The organism is Actinokineospora pegani, from assembly GCF_009745975.1.
Classification (GTDB): Bacteria; Actinomycetota; Actinomycetes; order Mycobacteriales; family Pseudonocardiaceae; genus Actinokineospora; species Actinokineospora pegani.
Genome location: NZ_WHOL01000017.1, coordinates 1 through 16,580, shown reverse-complemented (window position 1 = coordinate 16,580; position 16,580 = coordinate 1). Strand labels below are relative to the sequence as shown.

Below are 16,580 nucleotides of genomic sequence, written 5' to 3'. Positions count from 1 at the left end.
CGCCCCGGGTCACCGGTGCGCGCGGAGCTGGTAGGAACCCACGGTCGTGGCGACCACGACGCCCTCGGCGTCCACCAGCTCCGCGGCGAGCGTGAACGCCGCCTTGCCCTCGGCGGCCGCCTCGGCGCCCACCCGTTCGACCGTCGCGGCGTCGAGCTCGGCGGTGGCGGTCACGTCCGACCGGGCGGGCCTGCGGAAGTCGATCTTGAGGTCGCGCACCACCGGGTAGAACCGGCCCACGTCGAAGCTGGGCAGGCAGATCGCCCCGCCGAGCACCTCGGCCACGGTGAACAGCACCCCCGCGTACATCGTGCCCAGGTGGTTCCCGTTGCCCGCCAGCGGAACCCGGCACACCGCCCGGCCGGGGGCCAGCTCCAGCGCGGTCACCCCCATCCGGTGCGCCTGCGGGATCAGGTGGGCGATCGCCTCGTTGAACGCCGCGGGCCCGCTCACCGCAGCACCGGGGGCAGCAGCGCCGGGTCGCCCACCGGCCAGGCCAGCGGGTCGGGGCCCAGCTCCACCAGCGCGCGCACCTGCAGCACGCACCACGGCGACACCTCGGACGCGCCCGCCAGCACCTCCCGGGTGAACCCCGCCCAGTCCAGCCAGCGCAGGTCGTCGACCTCCGCCGGGTTGGGCTCCGGCTCGACCTCGGTCACCACCCGGTACACCGGGCAGATCTCGTTCTCCACGACGCCGTCCGCCATCACCGCGCGGTAGCGGAAACCGGGCAGCACCAGGTCCACGCCGAACTCGCCCACCATGCCCAACTCGTCGGCCAGGCGCCTGCGCACCGCCGCGTCACCCGCCTCGCCCTGAGCGGGGTGCCCGCAGCAGGAGTTGGTCCACACCGCGGGCCAGGTCTTCTTCGACGCGGCCCGCCGGGTGAGCAGGAAGCGGCCCCCCCGGTCGAACACGTAGCTGGAGAACGCCAGGTGCAGCGGTGTCTCGGCGTGGTGGACCTGGTACTTGTCGGCCAGTCCGACGGCGTTGCCCGACTCGTCCAGCAGCACCACGTGTTCAGTGATCACGACACCACTGTGCCGCCCGGCTCGTCCGCGTGGCAACTGTTGGTGGTCAAGTTGTCACCTACAGCTCGTGCGGCGCCTCGATGCCCATCAGCCCCAGACCGAGGGTGAGCACGTCGGAGGTCAGCTTGGTCAGGACCAGCCGGGACGCGCGCACGTCGGCGGGCACGTCGTCCTTGAGGATCGGGCAGGTGTCGTAGAAGGTGGTGAACGTCGTCGCCGCCTCGTACAGGTAGGCGGCCAGCTTGTGCGGGGCGTAGGCGGTGGCCGCCGCGTCGACGGCCGCGGGCAGCCGCAGCAGCGCCAGGGCGAGCGCGCGCTCGGCGGGCTCGGTCAGCGCGACCGCGGGGGCCGCGGCGACGTCCTGGCCGGACTTGGCCAGCACCGAGTGGCAGCGGGCGTTGGCGTACTGCAGGTACACCGACGTGTTGCCCTCCTTGGCCAGCATCCGCGACCAGCTGAAGGTGTAGTCCTTCTCCCGGTCGTTGGACAGGTCGGCGTACTTGAGCGCGCCGATGCCCACCGCGCGCGCGACCCGCTCCTGCGCGTCGGCGTCCAGCGAGGACCGCTCCGCGACCGTCTTGGCCGCGTGCGCCACCGCGTCGGAGACCAGCTCGGACAGCTTGACCGTGCCGCCCGCGCGGGTGCGGATGGTCTTGCCGTCCTCGCCCAGGATCGTGCCGAACCCGATGTGGACGGCGCTGTGCGCGTCGGTGAGGTAGCCCGCCATCCGGCTCGCCGCGAAGACCATCGCGAAGTGCTGGGCCTGCGGGGCGCCCACGACGTAGAGCAGGTCGGTCATGTCCCGCTCGCCGATCCAGTAGCGGACCGTGGCCATGTCCGTGGTGAAGTAGCCGTAGCCGCCGTCGCGCTTGCGCAGGATCAGCGGCAGCGGGTCGCCCTCGCGGTTGGTGAACCCGGGCGGGAACACGCACAGCGCGCCGTCGCTGACCTCGGTGATGCCCTTGGCCTCCAGGTCGGCCACGGTGTCGGCGAGGTAGGGGTTGTAGAAGCTCTCGCCGTAGATGTCCTCGGGGCGCAGCAGGATGCCCAGTTCGGCGTAGACCTTCTCGAAGTGCTGGGTGGACTGCTCCACCAGCACCTCCCACAGCGCCAGCGTCGCCCCGTCGCCGCCCTGCAGCAGGACCACGCGCTGCCGGGACCGGGTGGCGAAGCCCTCGTCGGTGTCGAACTTGACCCGGGCGGCTTGGTAGAAGCCGTTGAGGTCGCTGATCGAGTGCCCGCCGCCGGGGGTCCAGCCCTCGTCGAGCAGGTGCTCGATCAGCATGCCGAAGGGCGTGCCCCAGTCGCCGAGGTGGTTGTGCGGGACGACCTCGTGGCCCGCGAAGCGCAGCAGCCGCAGGATGGCGTCGCCGATGATCGTCGGGCGCAGGTGGCCGACGTGCATCTCCTTGGCCACGTTGGGGCTCGAGTAGTCCAGCGCGTACCGGCGCGGCTCGGCCACCGGCTCGACACCGAGTCGCTCGTCACCGAGCAGCGCGGCGGCCCGGTCGGCCAGCCAGGCGTCGCTGAGCACGATGTTGACGAAGCCGGGCCCGGCGATCTCCGCGGTCGCCACCAGGTCGGCGGAGTCCAGGTCGTCCACGATGGCCTGCGCGACCTCGCGCGGGGGCTTGCCCAGCTTCTTGGCCAGGCTCATCGCGGCGTTGCACTGGTAGTCGACGCCGTCGCGGGTGGAGGGTCGGATGACGGCCTCCGCCGGGGTGATCTCCACGCCCAGGCCGCGGCGCAGCGCCCCGGCCACCCGCGCGCCCAGTTCGATCCCGACATCGCCGTTGCCCACAGCGCAGCCTCCAGCCACCTCGTCCGTGCTCGGGTGACCAGTATCGCGCCCGGCTTCCAGCGGTTTTCCCCGGGTGGGGCGGCGGTGGCGGGAGTCGCCGCGCCCGCCACCGCCGTGGCCCCGCGCGCCCGGGTCCCGGGGTCCGGCAGGGTGTCCACCGGCCCGGCCCCGGCAGGCCGGGCCACGTGGTCGGCCCCCGGCCACACGCGCGCTGAGACCAGTATCGACGGCCCGGCGGGCGACTCACAAGGCGCCCGACTAGTCCGTTTTTCCCAGGCGTTCCCAGTGCGGCCCGCGGGCACCCCCTATCCACCCACTAGGAATCGGCTGGTCCATGGACACCGCCCGCGCCAGGTGGTGGTCTCCTCCCGAACCGGCCGACACCGAGGAGTGGAGATGGGCAGAAGAGTGGTCACCGCGCTGGTCGCGGCGGCAGTGGCGCTGGTCCCCGCCGTGCCGGGCGCGGCGACGGCCGAGCCCGCGCGGGAGCGGGCTTGGTCGCTGCCGCTGCCCGCGGCGGCGACCGGCGCGACCAACCTCCGGATCACCGGGTCCGGGCTGGTCTACGGGCACCTCGGGCACGCGGACGGGACGCCGCACGTGGCCGTCTGGCGGGGCGGCGGGCTGCGCGAGCTGGCCCCGGGAGCGGTGACGAGCTTCGCCTACGGCGCCAACAGCGCGGGCCTCGTCGTCGGCCAGGTGGCCCCGGCGGGCGCCGAGCCGGGCTACCGCGAGGCCGTGGCCTGGCTGGGCGGCCGCACGATCGACCTCGCGCCCGAGGGCTCCACGGGCAGCGCGGCGGTCGGCGTCAACAACCGCGGCGAGGTCCTGGTCTACAGCGTCTTCGCCCCCGGCCCCGACGACACCGCGCTCCCCGTGCGCATCGCGGTCTGGCGCCACGGCCGGGTGACCCGCGTGCTCTACGAGGGCCCGGAGGGAACCGGCATCCCCCTGCTCGGCCCCGCCGGCCACGTCGCCGTCGTCGTCCCGGGCGCCGATGGCGCCAGCTCCCTGCGCGTCTGGGACCCCCGCGGCGCCCTCGTCGCCAACGCCACCCAGCCCACCCCCTACGCGGTGCCGTTCCCGCTGGACCTCAATTCCCGCGGCGAGGTCGTCATGCAGTCCGCCCTGGGCGCCCTGGGCCGCGTCCTGGTCTGGCGCGAGGGCGGCTTCACCGACATCGGCCTGCTCCCCGGCGCCGAAGCCACCGACGCCCACCCCACCGACTTCTTCCTCCGGGACTTCATCAACGACACCGGCGAGGTCGTGGCCACCTCCCGCACCGGCGCCACCTCCCGCGCCTTCCGCTGGAAGGACGGCAAGGCCACCCCCCTCACCCCGGACCCCGCCAGCTACCCCCAGGGCATCAACGAACGCGGCGACGTGGCCCTGATGACCTGCCCCACCCCCGACACCTGCACCCCTCAACTGATCACCCGCACCGGCCCCCGAGCCGCCACCGGCCCCACCGGCACCACCACCGCCACAGTCAACGCCGTCCACCCCCACGCCCCCGTGGTCGTGGGCACCGCGACCACCCCGCCCCACGCCCGCGCCGTGCCCTACGTGCGCCGCTAACCGCACCCGAGAACGTCAGTGCTCGATGGGGTGGATCTGTGTGGTTGGGGGAGGCGATCATGTGCAAGCCTCGGGAGGGCGTGAGGGTGCCCTCCCCCTCACTTTTGCCCCTCACGCACATGATCGTCGTAGGGGCCCCGGCCACACAGATCCACCCCATCGAGCCCCCCAGGGCGGCCCAGGCGCCCCGAGAGCACACCATCAAGGCTCCAGGTCCCGCTCCACCGCGGCCAGTTCCTCCGCCGACCCCTGCACCTTCGGCCCCGTGAACCACTTCCGCGCCGACAACACCCACCACACCCCCGCCCCGCCCAGCACCACCAAGAACGCGACCGGCGTGTAGTTGAACGAGTCGATCGTGACCGGCGAGGCCTGCGGCAGCATGAACAGCACGAAGATCAGCGACACCCACCCCGTCGCCACGACCCCGATCGGCTTCCCCCACCGCCCCAGGTGCCACGGCCCGCGCTCGAACCGGTCCCCCTGCCGCACCCGCAGGAAGATCGGGATGACATAAGCCGTGTACAGCCCCACAACCGCGATCGACGTCACCGCCGCGTACGCGGTCTCACTCCACAAGTACGGCACAGCCAGCACGAAGGCCCCGACAGCGGCCAGCCACACCGAGTTCGTGGGCGTCCGGGTGCGCTTGTTGATCCTGTGCCAGAAGCGGGACCCCGGGATGGCCCCGTCCCGGGCGAAGGCGTAGATCATCCGCGAGTTGCCGGTCACCGCGGCCATGCCGCAGAACAACTGCGCCCCGATGGCGATGAGCAGCAGCAGCTTGCCGCCGGTGGCCCCCACGGCGTCGATGAAGATCTGGGCCGGGGGCACGCCGGTCCCGGAGTTCACCGCGCCGTCGTAGTCCTGGATGGCGAAGGTCAGGCCGATGAGCAGGACCCAGCCCGCCGCCAGCGACACCAGGATGGAGTTGACGATGCCGCGCGGGCCTGCCACCGAGGCGTCGCGGGTCTCCTCGGTCATGTGCGCCGAGGCGTCGTAGCCGGTCAGCGTGTACTGGGCGAGCAGCAGGCCGAGCAGGAACACGTAGATCGGCGACGCCCAGCCGGTCGAGTTGGCGAAGTGGCCGAACACGAACGACGCGCTCTGGTGCTGGTCCGGGACGATGACCAGCGCGCCCACGATCACCAGCACGCCCACCAGGTGCCACCACACGCTGACGTTGTTGAGCACCGCCACCACGCGCACGCCGAAGGTGTTCAGCAGCCCGTGCACGACGAGGATGACCCCGAGCAGCATGATCGTGTTGCCCGGCGTCGCGGCGAAGCCGAACTGCAGGTCGAGGAAGGCGTTGAGGAACAGCGCAGCGCCGAAGTCGATGCCCGCGGTGACCGCGATCTGCCCGATGAGGTTGAACCAGCCGGTGAACCACGCCCACGCCGCGGCGTTGCGCGGGGCCAGCTTCGCCGCCCAGTAGTACAGCCCGCCCGCGGTCGGGTAGCTCGAGCAGACCTCGGCCATGCCCAGGCCGACCAGCACCACGAACACCCCGACCAGCGGCCAGCCCCAGATCATCGCCACCGGCCCGCCGGTCCGCATGCCGAACCCGTAGAGCGTCAGGCAGCCCGACAGCACCGAGATGATCGTGAACGACACGGCAAAGTTGTTGAACCCCGACATCGACCTGCGCAACTCCTGGGCGTAGCCCAGCGAGTGCAGGCGGGCGGAGTCGGCGTCGGGCGCGGTGTCGCTGGCCATGACGGTTCCCCAATGGCTCGAGGGCGGTCCATTTCGCGCGAGCGATTCAGTCTTCGACGGGGGCGCTCGTCGGTCAAGACCCAAACGGGGCACGTCCGGGTGGCCCGTCCGGCCGGTGGACGGCCGGTTGCGGGTGGGCGGGGCTGTCCAGCAGGATGCGGGGGACGCGTGAATGGATCACCAGGCGACCATTGGGGGTGTGGCCATGGCAGCCGCTCCGTTGACCGTCCCGCGGTTGCGGGAGCTGGTCGAGCGCGACGAGGTGGACACCGTCCTGCTCGCGGCGACCGACATGCAGGGCAGGCTGCAGGGCAAGCGGTTCGCCGCGCGCCACTTCCTCGACGAGGTGCTCGACCACGCCGCCGAGGGCTGCGACTACCTGCTCGCCGTCGACGTGGAGATGAACACGGTCGGCGGCTACACCAGCTCGTCCTGGGACAGCGGCTACGGCGACTTCGTGTTCCGGCCCGACCTGGACACCCTGCGCCTGCTGCCCTGGCTGCCCGGCACCGCCCTGGTGGTCGCCGACCTGGAGCTGGTCGCGGGCGGGCCGGTCCCGGTCTCCCCCCGGCAGGTGCTGCGCCGCCAGCTCGACCGGCTCGCCGAGCGCGGCCTGGGCGCGTTCGTGGGCACCGAGCTGGAGTTCATCGTCTTCGAGGACTCCTACGACAAGGCGTGGGACGCCGGGTACGCCGGTCTCACCCCGGCCAACCGGTACAACGTGGACTACTCGCTGCTGGGCACCTCCCGCGTCGAGCCGCTGCTGCGCGACATCCGCCGCGGCATGGCGGGCGCGGGCCTGCACGTCGAGTCGGCCAAGGGCGAGTGCTTCCCCGGCCAGCACGAGATCGCGTTCAAGTACACCGACGCGCTGTCCACATGCGACAACCACTCGATCTACAAGACCGGGGCCAAGGAGATCGCCGCCGCGCACGGCAGGTCGCTGACCTTCATGGCCAAGTTCGACCACCGCGAGGGCAACTCCTGCCACATCCACATCAGCCTGCGCGGGGTCGACGGCGCGGCGGACCCCATGGTGATGGCGGGCGACGGGCCGCACGGCTTCTCCCCGCTGATGGAGCACTTCATCGCCGGTCAGCTCGCCTGCCTGCGCGAGCTGACCTACTTCTTCGCCCCGAACATCAACTCCTACAAGCGCTTCGCCGAGGGCTCCTTCGCGCCGACCGCCGTGGCCTGGGGCGTGGACAACCGCACGTGCGCGCTGCGCGTGGTCGGCCACGGGCCCTCGCTGCGGGTCGAGAACCGCGTCCCCGGCGGCGACGTCAACCAGTACCTGGCGGTGTCCGCGCTGATCGCGGCGGGCCTGCACGGCATCGACAACGAGCTGCCGCTGGAGGAGGCCTTCACCGGGAACGCCTACGCCTCCGGCAGGCCGACGGTCCCGCGCACGCTGCGCGAGGCCGCCGAGCTGCTCGACTCGTCCGCGGTGGCCCGCGCCGCCTTCGGCGACGACGTGGTGGAGCACTACCTCAACGCCGCGCGGGTCGAGCAGGCCGCCTTCGACGCGGCGGTGACCGACTGGGAGCGCGTCCGTGGTTTCGAGCGGTTGTAGCCGTCCCCCCGTGATCGGGGTGACGACCTACCTGGAGCACTCCACCTTCGGCATCTGGGAGGCCGAGGCGGTGGTGCTGCACCGGGTCTACGTCGAGTCCATCGCCGCCGCGGGCGGCAACGCCGTGCTGCTGCCGCCGATCGGCGACTGGCGCGCCGAGACCGTCGACTGGCTCGACGGCCTGGTGCTCTCCGGCGGCGCCGACATCGACCCCATCCGCTACGGCCAGCCCCCGCACCCCACCACCGGCACCCCGCAGCCCGCCCGCGACGACGCGGAGCTCGCCCTGGTCGAGGCCGCGCTGGAGCTCGACCTGCCGCTGCTGGCGGTCTGCCGGGGCATGCAGCTGCTCAACGTCGCCCTCGGCGGCACCCTGCACCAGCACACCCCCGAGGTCGTCGGCACCACCGACCACCAGCCGCAGGTCGCCACCTTCGGCAAGCTCGACCTGGCCGTGGCGCCCGACTCCCGCCTCGCGGGCATCGTCGGGTCCGCCGTGCAGGTCCAGTGCCACCACCACCAGTCGGTCGACCTGCTCGGCGCGGGCCTGGTCCCCACCGCCACCGCCCCGGACGGCACGGTCGAGGCCCTGGAACTGCCCGACCGGCCGTTCGCGCTCGCCCTGCAGTCGCACCCGGAGCAGAACGCCGAGGACTTCCGGGTCTTCGCCGCCCTGGTCGAGGCCGCCCGCGCGCACGCCCAGCGCCGCACCCCAGCGAGGAGGGACAGCAGATGAGCACCCTGGAGGTCCTCGACCCGGCCACCGCCGAGGTCCTGACCACCGTCGAGGCCGTCAGCGCCGAGGAGACCGACGCGGCGATCGCACGGGCGCACGCGGCCTTCCCCGCCTGGCGCGCGGTGGCCCCGGCCGACCGCGCCCGGCTGCTGCGCCGGTTCGCCGAGGCCGTCGACGCCGACCGGGAGCACCTGGCCCGGCTCGAGGTCGCCAACGCGGGCCACACCATCGGCAACGCGCGCTGGGAGGCCGGCAACGTCCGAGACGTCCTCGCCTACTACTCCGCGACCCCCGAACGCCTGTCCGGCAGGCAGATCCCCGTCCCCGGCGGGCTCAACGTCACCTTCCACGAGCCGCTCGGCGTCGTCGGGGTGATCGTGCCGTGGAACTTCCCCATGCCCATCGCGGGCTGGGGCCTCGCGCCCGCCCTCGCCGCGGGCAACACCGTCGTGCTCAAGCCCGCCGAGCTGACCCCGCTCACCGCGCTGCGGCTCGCCGAGCTGGCGCGCGCCGCGGGCATCCCCGACGACGTGTTCCAGGTGCTGCCCGGCGAGGGGCCGGTCGTGGGGGAGCGGTTCGTCACCCACCCGCTGGTCCGCAAGGTCGTGTTCACCGGGTCGACCGCTGTCGGGAAGAAGGTCATGGCGGGCTGCGCGGCCCAGGTGAAGCGGTTCACCCTGGAACTGGGCGGCAACAACGCCAACATCGTCTTCGCCGACGCCGACGTGGCCAAGGCCGCCGCGGCCGCCCCCGGCGCCGTGTTCGACAACGCCGGGCAGGACTGCTGCGCCCGCTCCCGCGTCCTGGTGCAGCGGTCGGTCCACGACGAGTTCATGGCCGCGCTGGAAGGCGCCGTGCGCGCCGTCGTCGTCGGGCCGCCGGGCGACGATGCCACCGAGATGGGGCCGCTGATCTCGGCGGCGCACCTGGCCAAGGTGTCCTCCTACGTCGACGACGCCGACGTCGTCCTGCGCGGCAGCGCCCCGGACGGGCCCGGGTTCTGGTTCCCGCCGACCGTGCTGAGCGTGCCCGCCGACCACCGCGCCGTCACCGACGAGGTGTTCGGCCCGGTGGTGGCCGTGCTGCCGTTCGACGACGAGGACGACGCCGTGCGGCTGGCCAACGACACCGACTACGGGCTGTCCGGGTCGATCTGGACCCGCGACGTCGGCCGGGCGCTGCGGGTCTCGCGGGCGGTCGAGGCCGGGAACCTGTCGGTCAACTCGCACTCCTCGGTCCGGTACTGGACGCCGTTCGGCGGGTTCAAGCAGTCCGGCTTCGGCCGCGAGCTCGGCCCGGACGCGCCGGGCGGGTTCACCGAGGTCAAGAACGTGTTCATCAGCTCGGACTAGCAGGGGAGAGGCATGGGCAAGCGGTTGGACGGCCGGGTCGCGGTGATCACCGGGGGCGCCAGCGGGATCGGCTTGGCCTCGGTGCGGCGGTTGGCCGAGGAGGGCGCGCGGGTCGTCGTCGCCGACATCGACCAGGAGACCGGGGCCGCGGCGGCGGCCGAGGTCGACGGGCTGTTCGTGCGCACCGACGTCACCGACGAGGACGCGGTGCGGGCGCTGTTCCAGGCCGCCGCCGACACCTACGGCTCGGTCGACGTCGCGTTCAACAACGCGGGCATCTCCCCGCCGGAGGACGACTCGATCCTCACCACCGGCCTCGACGCGTGGGAGAAGGTCCAGCGGGTCAACCTGACCTCGGTCTACCTGTGCTCGAAGCACGCCATCGAGCACATGCGGGCCCGCGGCAAGGGCTCGATCATCAACACCGCGTCGTTCGTCGCGGTCATGGGCGCGGCGACCTCGCAGATCTCCTACACCGCGTCCAAGGGCGGGGTGCTGGCGATGAGCCGGGAGCTGGGCGTGCAGTTCGCCCGCGAGGGAATCCGGGTCAACGCGCTGTGCCCGGGCCCGGTCAACACCCCGCTGCTGCGCGAGCTGTTCGCCAAGGACCCCGAGCGCGCCGCCCGCCGGCTGGTGCACATCCCGCTCGGCCGCTTCGCCGAGCCCGAGGAGATCGCCGCCGCGGTGGCCTTCCTGGCCAGCGACGACTCCTCGTTCATGACGGCCTCGCAGTTCCTGGTCGACGGCGGGATCTCCGGCGCCTATGTCACCCCCCTCTGACAAGCCGGAGGACCCGCTCGCCGCCGCGTTCTTCCGCCCGGTGCGCGCGGGGAACGCCTTCGAGGAGACCGTCGAGCGGATGCTGCAGGCCATCCGGCTGGGTGTGGCCGCGCCCGGCACCCGGCTGCCCGCCGAGCGGGACCTGGCGGTGCGGCTGGGCATCAGCCGGGTGACGCTGCGGGAGGCCCTGCGCGCGTTGCAGGAGGCGGGGTTCGTCGAGTCCCGGCGGGGCAGGTACGGGGGCACGTTCGTGCGGGCCGCCCCCGACCCGCCACCTCCGCCGCAGCCTGCCGCCGACCTGGCGGCGGAGCTGGCCGACGTGCTCACGCTGCGCGCCGTGCTGGAGCCGGGAGCCGCCGAACAGGCCGCCGCCCGCGCCCTGCCACCCCGCGCCCGCCGCCACCTCCGAGCCAGCCTCGACGACTGCGCCACAGCCGCCCCCGCCGACTACCGCCGCCGGGACTCCCGCCTGCACCTGGCCATCGCCGAGGCCACCGGCGCCGCCTCGGTCACCGCGGCCGTCGCCGACGCCCGCACCCGCCTCAACGCCCTGCTCGACGCCATCCCCCTGCTCCCACCCAACATCGACCACTCCGACCACCAGCACACCGCCGTCATCACCGCCATCCTCGACGGCGACCCCCCAGCCGCCAGGGCGGCCATGACCGAGCACCTCGCCGGAACCGCCGCCCTCCTGCGCGGCTTCCTGAGTTGAGCCACCCTCGCCCATGTCCGGAGTGTGCAATGCCACTCGGTTAACACCACCCGAACGGCCCCGTCGCCTATCGTCATAGTCTGAATCCGTCCGACGATCGACAACAGGGGGTGGCGACGTGGCACCTGACGACAGGCACCGCCCACCTCCCACCCACCCCGGCCCCCCGGACGGCAGGCCCACCCCCGCCGCCCAACGCCCGCCCAACGCCCGCACCCGCACAGCGGTCGAACCGGGCCGTGGCGCCCACCCCCCGCCCGCCGCGGGCGGCCAGCGGGACGCCGGTGCGCACGCGCTGCCCAGCCGCAACGGCTACTCGCGCGCGGGCGGCCACCTGGACGTGCCGCCCCACGCGGGTGGCGAGCCAGACCCCAGCGCCCGCACGGGCGGTCAGTTAGAACCGGGCACCTATCCACCGCCCGTCGGAAACGGCCACCCCCGCGCGGGCGCTGAACCGAGGACGGGTGCCCACCCCGCGCCCAACCAGGCGGGCGCCCCCCAGCCCCCCAACGGCAGACAAGCCCCCCACGACAACCCCCCACCCCCCTCGGGGCGGCGTCGTGCCAATGGCCACGCCCGCGAGGCCGGTTCCCTGCCCGACCTGGGTCATCCCCCGGCGGATGCCGCTGCCTACCCACCGCCCACTGGGCGGCACGGCACCAACGGCCATGGTCGTGAGGCCGATTCCCCGGCCCGCTCGATCGGTAGCGGCGCTTACCCACCGCCTGCTGAGCCGCGCGGTGCCAACGGCCGCGCCCGTGAGGCCGCGTCTTCGGCTGACTCGGGTCACTCCTTGGCGGATGCCGCTGCCTACCCGCCCGGTACCAATGGCCACGCCCGCGAGGATGGTTTTCCGGTCGACTCGGGCTACCCCCCGGTCGATGCCGGTGCCTATCCGCCGCCTGTCGGTCGGCGTGGTGCCAACGGTCATGTTCGTGAGGCCGCTTCTCCGGTCGACTTGGGCTACCCCCCGGCCGATGCTGGTGCTTACCCGCCGCCCACGGGTCGGCGAGGTGTCAACGGCCGCGCCCGTGAGGGCGGTCCTCCAGCCGATCCGGGTCACCCTCCGGCCGATGCCGGTGCACCCCCGCCGCCCACCGGGCGCCGTCGTGCCAACGGCCATGCTCCGGTCGACTCGGGTTACCCCCCGGCCGACACCGGCGCCTACCTGCCGCCTGCCGGGCGGCGCGGTGCCAACGGTCATGTCCGCGAGGCCGCTTCTCCGACCGACTTGGGCTACCCCCCGGCCGATGCTGGTGCTTACCCGCCGCCTGCTGGGCGTGGCGCTAACGGCCATGCTCCGGTCGACTCGGGCTACCCCCCGGCCGACACCAATGCCCATCCGCCGCCCGCCGGGCGGCGCGGTGTCAACGGCCACGCCCGCGAGGTCGGTTCTGTGTCCGCCCCGGGACGTCCCCCAGTCGATGCTGGCGCCTACCCGCCGCCCGCCGGGCGGCGCGGCGTCAACGGCCACACCCGTGAGGGCGGTCTTCCGACCGACCCGGCTGACTCCCACGCCCACCCGCCACCCGCCGAGCGGCGCGGTGCCAACGGGCACGTCGGCACGGTCGGTCTCCCGGCCGAGCCCGGCGCCTACCCCGCACCCGCCGGGCGGCGCGGTCCCAACGGCCACACCCGCGAAGGCGGCTTCCCAGCCCAGCCCCCCCACCCCGCCGACCAGGCCCGCCCACCTGCCGACAGCCGCACGCGCTCCGGCGCGCCCGCTCCGGCGCGGCGCGCACCCCAGAGCCACTCCCGGGAAACGCCCACCGCGAACCCCGACCCCGGTCTCAACACCGGCCGCCGTCACCGCCCCGACGGGGTGCCGCCCGCGGCGGCGCCGACGCGGCCCGGTGGCAGGCGCCGGCGGGTCGAGGGGACCATCGATGGGCCCACTGAGATCAACGGGCCCGACGGGGAGCTCGTGCTGCCGGAGGCGCGGACCGAGGTGATCGCGCCGGTCACCGAGGTGATCCCGGTGGTGCGGCCGCAGGTCGACCCGCCCACGGAGCGGATCGCGCCCAAGCAGGTCGAGGCTCCGGCGGTGGCGCCGTCGGATGAGCAGGACGTCGATGAGTACTACGACGATGACGAGGACTACGACGACGAGGACTACGACGACGAGCTCGAGGACGAGCCCGGGGACGAGCCGAAGCGCAACCGGGCCGCGAAGGCGATCATGGTGGCCGGGGAGGCCATGGTCACCCTGGGGATGGTCGTGCTGCTGTTCGTCATCTACGAGGTGTGGATCACCGACCTGATCTCGGCGAGCAAGCAGAACGACGTGACCTCCGCGCTCGACGAGCAGTGGGACAGCCCGGCGCTCGACGACGGGCCGGAGCGGCAGCAGAAGTTCCAGTTCGCTGACGGCGAGGGGATGGCGAAGCTCTACATCCCGGCGCTGGGCGAGGACTACAACTTCACCGTCGTCGAGGGCACGACCGAGGCCGACCTGGAGATCGGGCCGGGGCACTACAAGAACTCCGCGCTGCCGGGGCAGCCGGGCAACTTCGCCGTCGCCGGGCACCGGGTGGGCAAGGGCGCGCCGTTCAACGACCTCGACCTGCTCGAGTCCTGCGACGCCATGGTGGTCGAGACGCAGACGAGCTGGTTCGTCTACCGGCTGCTGCCGGTGGGCCGCGACGCGACGAACTGGTCGGCGAAGGCGTCCGACCCGCTGTGCGCGGGCAAGGACGGCGGCGAGAAGGTCGAGCCGCTCACCGGCGCGTACAACGCCGCGACCGGGCGGCAGATCGTCACCCCCCAGCAGAGCGACGTCATCGCGCCGGTGCCGGGCAACTCCGACTCCGCGGTGCCCGAGTCGCAGCGGCGCAAGCTGATCACGCTCACCACCTGCCACCCCAAGTTCTCCAACAAGGAGCGCATGATCCTGCAGGGGATCATGGTCCGCGAGCAGGCCAAGACCGCCGACCGCAACGCCATCCCGCCGGAGCTGGGCGAGACCGGCTGAGCCGCGGCGGGGACCACCGGTCACCCCTTGTCGGGCTCGTGCACGTGATCTCCGGCGGAGTTGTCCCCACCGCGCGGCGCCAACGACTATCGTCCGCCCGTGATCGAGAAGATCCTGCCCGCCGCCATCGCGGCCGTTGAGGCCTACGACGACCCACCCGAGGCCGTGCTCCTGCCCGAGGAAGAGCCCGTCGTGGCGAAGGCGGTGGGGAAGCGGCGCCGGGAGTTCACGACGGTGCGGCACTGCGCCCGCCAGGCGTTGGCGCGGCTGGGGCGGCCGCCCGTGGCGATCATCCCCGGTGAGCGCGGCGCCCCGCAGTGGCCGGAGGGCGTGGTCGGGAGCATGACGCACTGCGCCGGGTACCGGGCGGCGGTGCTGGCCAACGCCAGCGAGATCATCACCGTCGGCATCGACGCCGAGCCGCACGTGGCGCTGCCGGAGGGGGTGGAGGACGCGGTCACCCTGCCCGACGAGCGCGTGCACCTCGCCGAGCTGGCGGCGGCGCACCCGGACGTGCTGTGGGACAAGCTGCTGTTCACGGCCAAGGAGAGCGTCTACAAGGCGTGGTTCCCGCTGGCCCGCGAGTGGCTCGGCTTCTCCGACGCCCGGTTGCGGTTCGACCCGGCGGGGACCTTCACCGCGGAACTGCTGGTGGAGGGGCCGGTCGTCAAGGGCGAGCGGCTGCGCGGGTTCGAAGGGCGATGGCTGACCGGCAGCGGGCTCGTGGTCGCGGCGATCGCGATCGCCGTCTGACTTGATAGGTTGCGGTAAGCAACCAACAAGGAGGCGGCATGGCGGCGAGGACCGGGCCGTGGACCGAGCCGGGCGCGCACCAGGTGGCGCCCGGGGTGCACCGCATCCCGCTGCCGCTGCCGAACGACGGCCTGCACGCGGTCAACGTCTACAGCATCGCCACGCCCACCGGACTGGTCCTCATCGACTCCGGGTGGGGCCTGCGGGAGGCCCGCGCGGCCCTGGAGTCCGCGCTCGCCTCCATCGGGCACGAGCTGGGCGACGTCGAGCGGTTCCTGGTCACGCACATGCACCGCGACCACTACACCCTGGCCGTCGAGCTGCGGCGGCTGTTCGGGTCGCGGATCGCCCTCGGTGCGGGCGAGCAGCCCAACATCGAACTCGTCCTCGCGGGCAAGGCCCAGCAGCAGGTCAGCGACCTGCGGGCGTGGGGTGCCCAGGACCTGGTGGAGAAGCTGCGCGCCGCCATGGACTCCGCGGGCCAACGCGACTACAGCTACGAGCCGCCGGACGAGTGGATCTCCGGCGTGTGCGACATCGAGGTCGGCGACCGGGTGCTGCGCGCCGTGCCGACCCCCGGCCACACCCGGGGCCACGTGGTCTTCGTCGACGAGGCCGCGGGCGCCCTGTTCGCGGGCGACCACGTGCTCCCGCACATCACCCCGTCAATCGGCTTCGAGCCCGCCAGGGCCACCCTCCCCCTCGGCGACTACATGGACTCCCTGCGCCTCATGCGCACCTACCCCGACATGGTCCTGCTCCCCGCCCACGGCCCCGTTGCCCCCAGCGTCCACAACCGCGTGGACGAACTCCTGATCCACCACGAGGAGCGCCTGGCCGCCACCCTCGAGGCCACCCGCTCCGGCGCCACCACCGCCGCCGACACCGCCCGCCGCCTCGGCTGGACCCGCCACCACCGCGCCTTCGACACCCTCGACCTGTTCAACCAGGTCCTGGCCATCGGCGAAACCGCCGCCCACCTCGACGTCCTGGTCACCCGCGGCACCCTGAAACCCACCACCTCCGACGGCGTGACCGAGTACACCCCCCAACCAGCCAGCGCCGCGACCCCAGAACAGACGACCACCCCGACCGACAACACGACAGCCTGACCCGAACTCGCCCACCCCAGCCAGCCTTCGCCTGCCCAGTGCGGCAGCAAACCTTGCCCGCCCGACGCGATGAGGACCCCGCCCTGCTGGGTGCGACTTCAGCCCCTTTCGTCCGGGGCGACACCAACGCCCGTCACACGAGACCAAACCCTGTCAGCCCGGTGCGACGAGGAACCCCGCCCACCGAGTGCGGCAGCAAACCTTGCCCGCCCAGTGCGGCGGGAACCCCGCCACACCAGACCCTGTGCGCCTAGCGCTGCGACGAACCCGGTCCGGTGCGGCACCAAACCCTCTCCACCCACCGCAACGCCAAATCTCGCCCGCCCGCGCGACACCAAACCCCACCACCACTGGGGGCAGAGCCGCTTACTTAGTCCGGCGTGTGGGCTGTGGGGGCGTGCGTGGTGATGGTGGCCGCGGAGATCGGGGCGTGGAAGCGTTCCGAACGCGAGGACACCG

General features: G+C 73.1%; 13 protein-coding genes. 9 read left to right on the top strand and 4 right to left on the bottom strand.

What is annotated here, in order from left to right; all coding sequences use genetic code 11:
- Positions 1 to 9: 9 nt before the first annotated feature.
- Genes GCL84_RS00630 through argS form a run of 3 tightly spaced genes read right to left on the bottom strand, consistent with a single transcriptional unit; the run spans position 10 to position 2,832 of the window.
- Complete coding sequence (locus tag GCL84_RS00630; protein WP_156753337.1) at positions 10 to 453, bottom strand: PaaI family thioesterase; 444 nt, start codon at positions 451 to 453, stop codon at positions 10 to 12.
- Positions 450 to 1,031: an isopentenyl-diphosphate Delta-isomerase gene (gene idi, locus GCL84_RS00625; RefSeq protein ID WP_197522915.1), complete on the bottom strand. Its 582-nt coding sequence runs from the start codon at positions 1,029 to 1,031 to the stop codon at positions 450 to 452. The genes GCL84_RS00630 and idi overlap by 4 nt, the downstream gene beginning before the upstream one ends.
- Positions 1,032 to 1,089: 58 nt before the next feature.
- Entirely contained in the window at positions 1,090 to 2,832 is a 1,743-nt protein-coding gene (argS, locus tag GCL84_RS00620) for an arginine--tRNA ligase (protein WP_156753336.1), read from the bottom strand.
- Positions 2,833 to 3,228: 396 nt separating this feature from the next.
- On the opposite strand from argS, the gene GCL84_RS00615 reads away from it, so the two are divergent.
- Positions 3,229 to 4,410 carry a hypothetical protein gene (locus tag GCL84_RS00615; RefSeq protein WP_156753335.1) on the top strand — a complete coding sequence of 394 codons (1,182 nt, stop codon included), beginning with the start codon at positions 3,229 to 3,231 and terminating at the stop codon, positions 4,408 to 4,410.
- 201 nt (positions 4,411 to 4,611) lie between these two features.
- Here the strand turns inward: GCL84_RS00615 and GCL84_RS00610 are convergent, their stop codons facing one another.
- Positions 4,612 to 6,129 carry an amino acid permease gene (locus GCL84_RS00610; protein WP_156753334.1) on the bottom strand — a complete coding sequence of 506 codons (1,518 nt, stop codon included), beginning with the start codon at positions 6,127 to 6,129 and terminating at the stop codon, positions 4,612 to 4,614.
- A gap of 205 nt (positions 6,130 to 6,334) precedes the next feature.
- Here GCL84_RS00610 and GCL84_RS00605 point away from each other — a divergent pair, with 205 nt between their 5' ends.
- The 8 genes from GCL84_RS00605 (at position 6,335) to GCL84_RS00570 (ending at position 16,121) form a co-directional block, all read left to right on the top strand.
- Positions 6,335 to 7,702, top strand: coding sequence for a glutamine synthetase family protein (locus GCL84_RS00605; protein WP_156753333.1), 1,368 nt, complete (start codon positions 6,335 to 6,337; stop codon positions 7,700 to 7,702).
- A gap of 10 nt (positions 7,703 to 7,712) precedes the next feature.
- Positions 7,713 to 8,438, top strand: a complete 726-nt coding sequence (locus GCL84_RS00600) for a gamma-glutamyl-gamma-aminobutyrate hydrolase family protein (RefSeq protein WP_235925902.1) — start codon at positions 7,713 to 7,715, stop codon at positions 8,436 to 8,438.
- Complete coding sequence (locus GCL84_RS00595; RefSeq protein ID WP_156753331.1) at positions 8,435 to 9,790, top strand: aldehyde dehydrogenase family protein; 1,356 nt, start codon at positions 8,435 to 8,437, stop codon at positions 9,788 to 9,790. The genes GCL84_RS00600 and GCL84_RS00595 overlap by 4 nt, the downstream gene beginning before the upstream one ends.
- A 12-nt stretch (positions 9,791 to 9,802) precedes the next feature.
- Positions 9,803 to 10,570, top strand: coding sequence for a 3-oxoacyl-ACP reductase (locus tag GCL84_RS00590; protein ID WP_156753330.1), 768 nt, complete (start codon positions 9,803 to 9,805; stop codon positions 10,568 to 10,570).
- On the top strand, positions 10,554 to 11,285 hold the full coding sequence (locus tag GCL84_RS00585) for a FadR/GntR family transcriptional regulator (RefSeq protein WP_156753329.1): 732 nt from the start codon (positions 10,554 to 10,556) through the stop codon (positions 11,283 to 11,285). Before GCL84_RS00590 ends, GCL84_RS00585 begins: the two co-directional genes overlap by 17 nt.
- Positions 11,286 to 12,681: 1,396 nt before the next feature.
- Positions 12,682 to 14,256: a class E sortase gene (locus GCL84_RS29685; protein ID WP_235925901.1), complete on the top strand. Its 1,575-nt coding sequence runs from the start codon at positions 12,682 to 12,684 to the stop codon at positions 14,254 to 14,256.
- Positions 14,257 to 14,355: 99 nt separating this feature from the next.
- On the top strand, positions 14,356 to 15,009 hold the full coding sequence (locus GCL84_RS00575) for a 4'-phosphopantetheinyl transferase family protein (protein ID WP_156753328.1): 654 nt from the start codon (positions 14,356 to 14,358) through the stop codon (positions 15,007 to 15,009).
- A 38-nt stretch (positions 15,010 to 15,047) separates the two neighbouring features.
- On the top strand, positions 15,048 to 16,121 hold the full coding sequence (locus GCL84_RS00570) for an MBL fold metallo-hydrolase (RefSeq protein ID WP_156753327.1): 1,074 nt from the start codon (positions 15,048 to 15,050) through the stop codon (positions 16,119 to 16,121).
- Positions 16,122 to 16,580 lie beyond the last annotated feature (459 nt).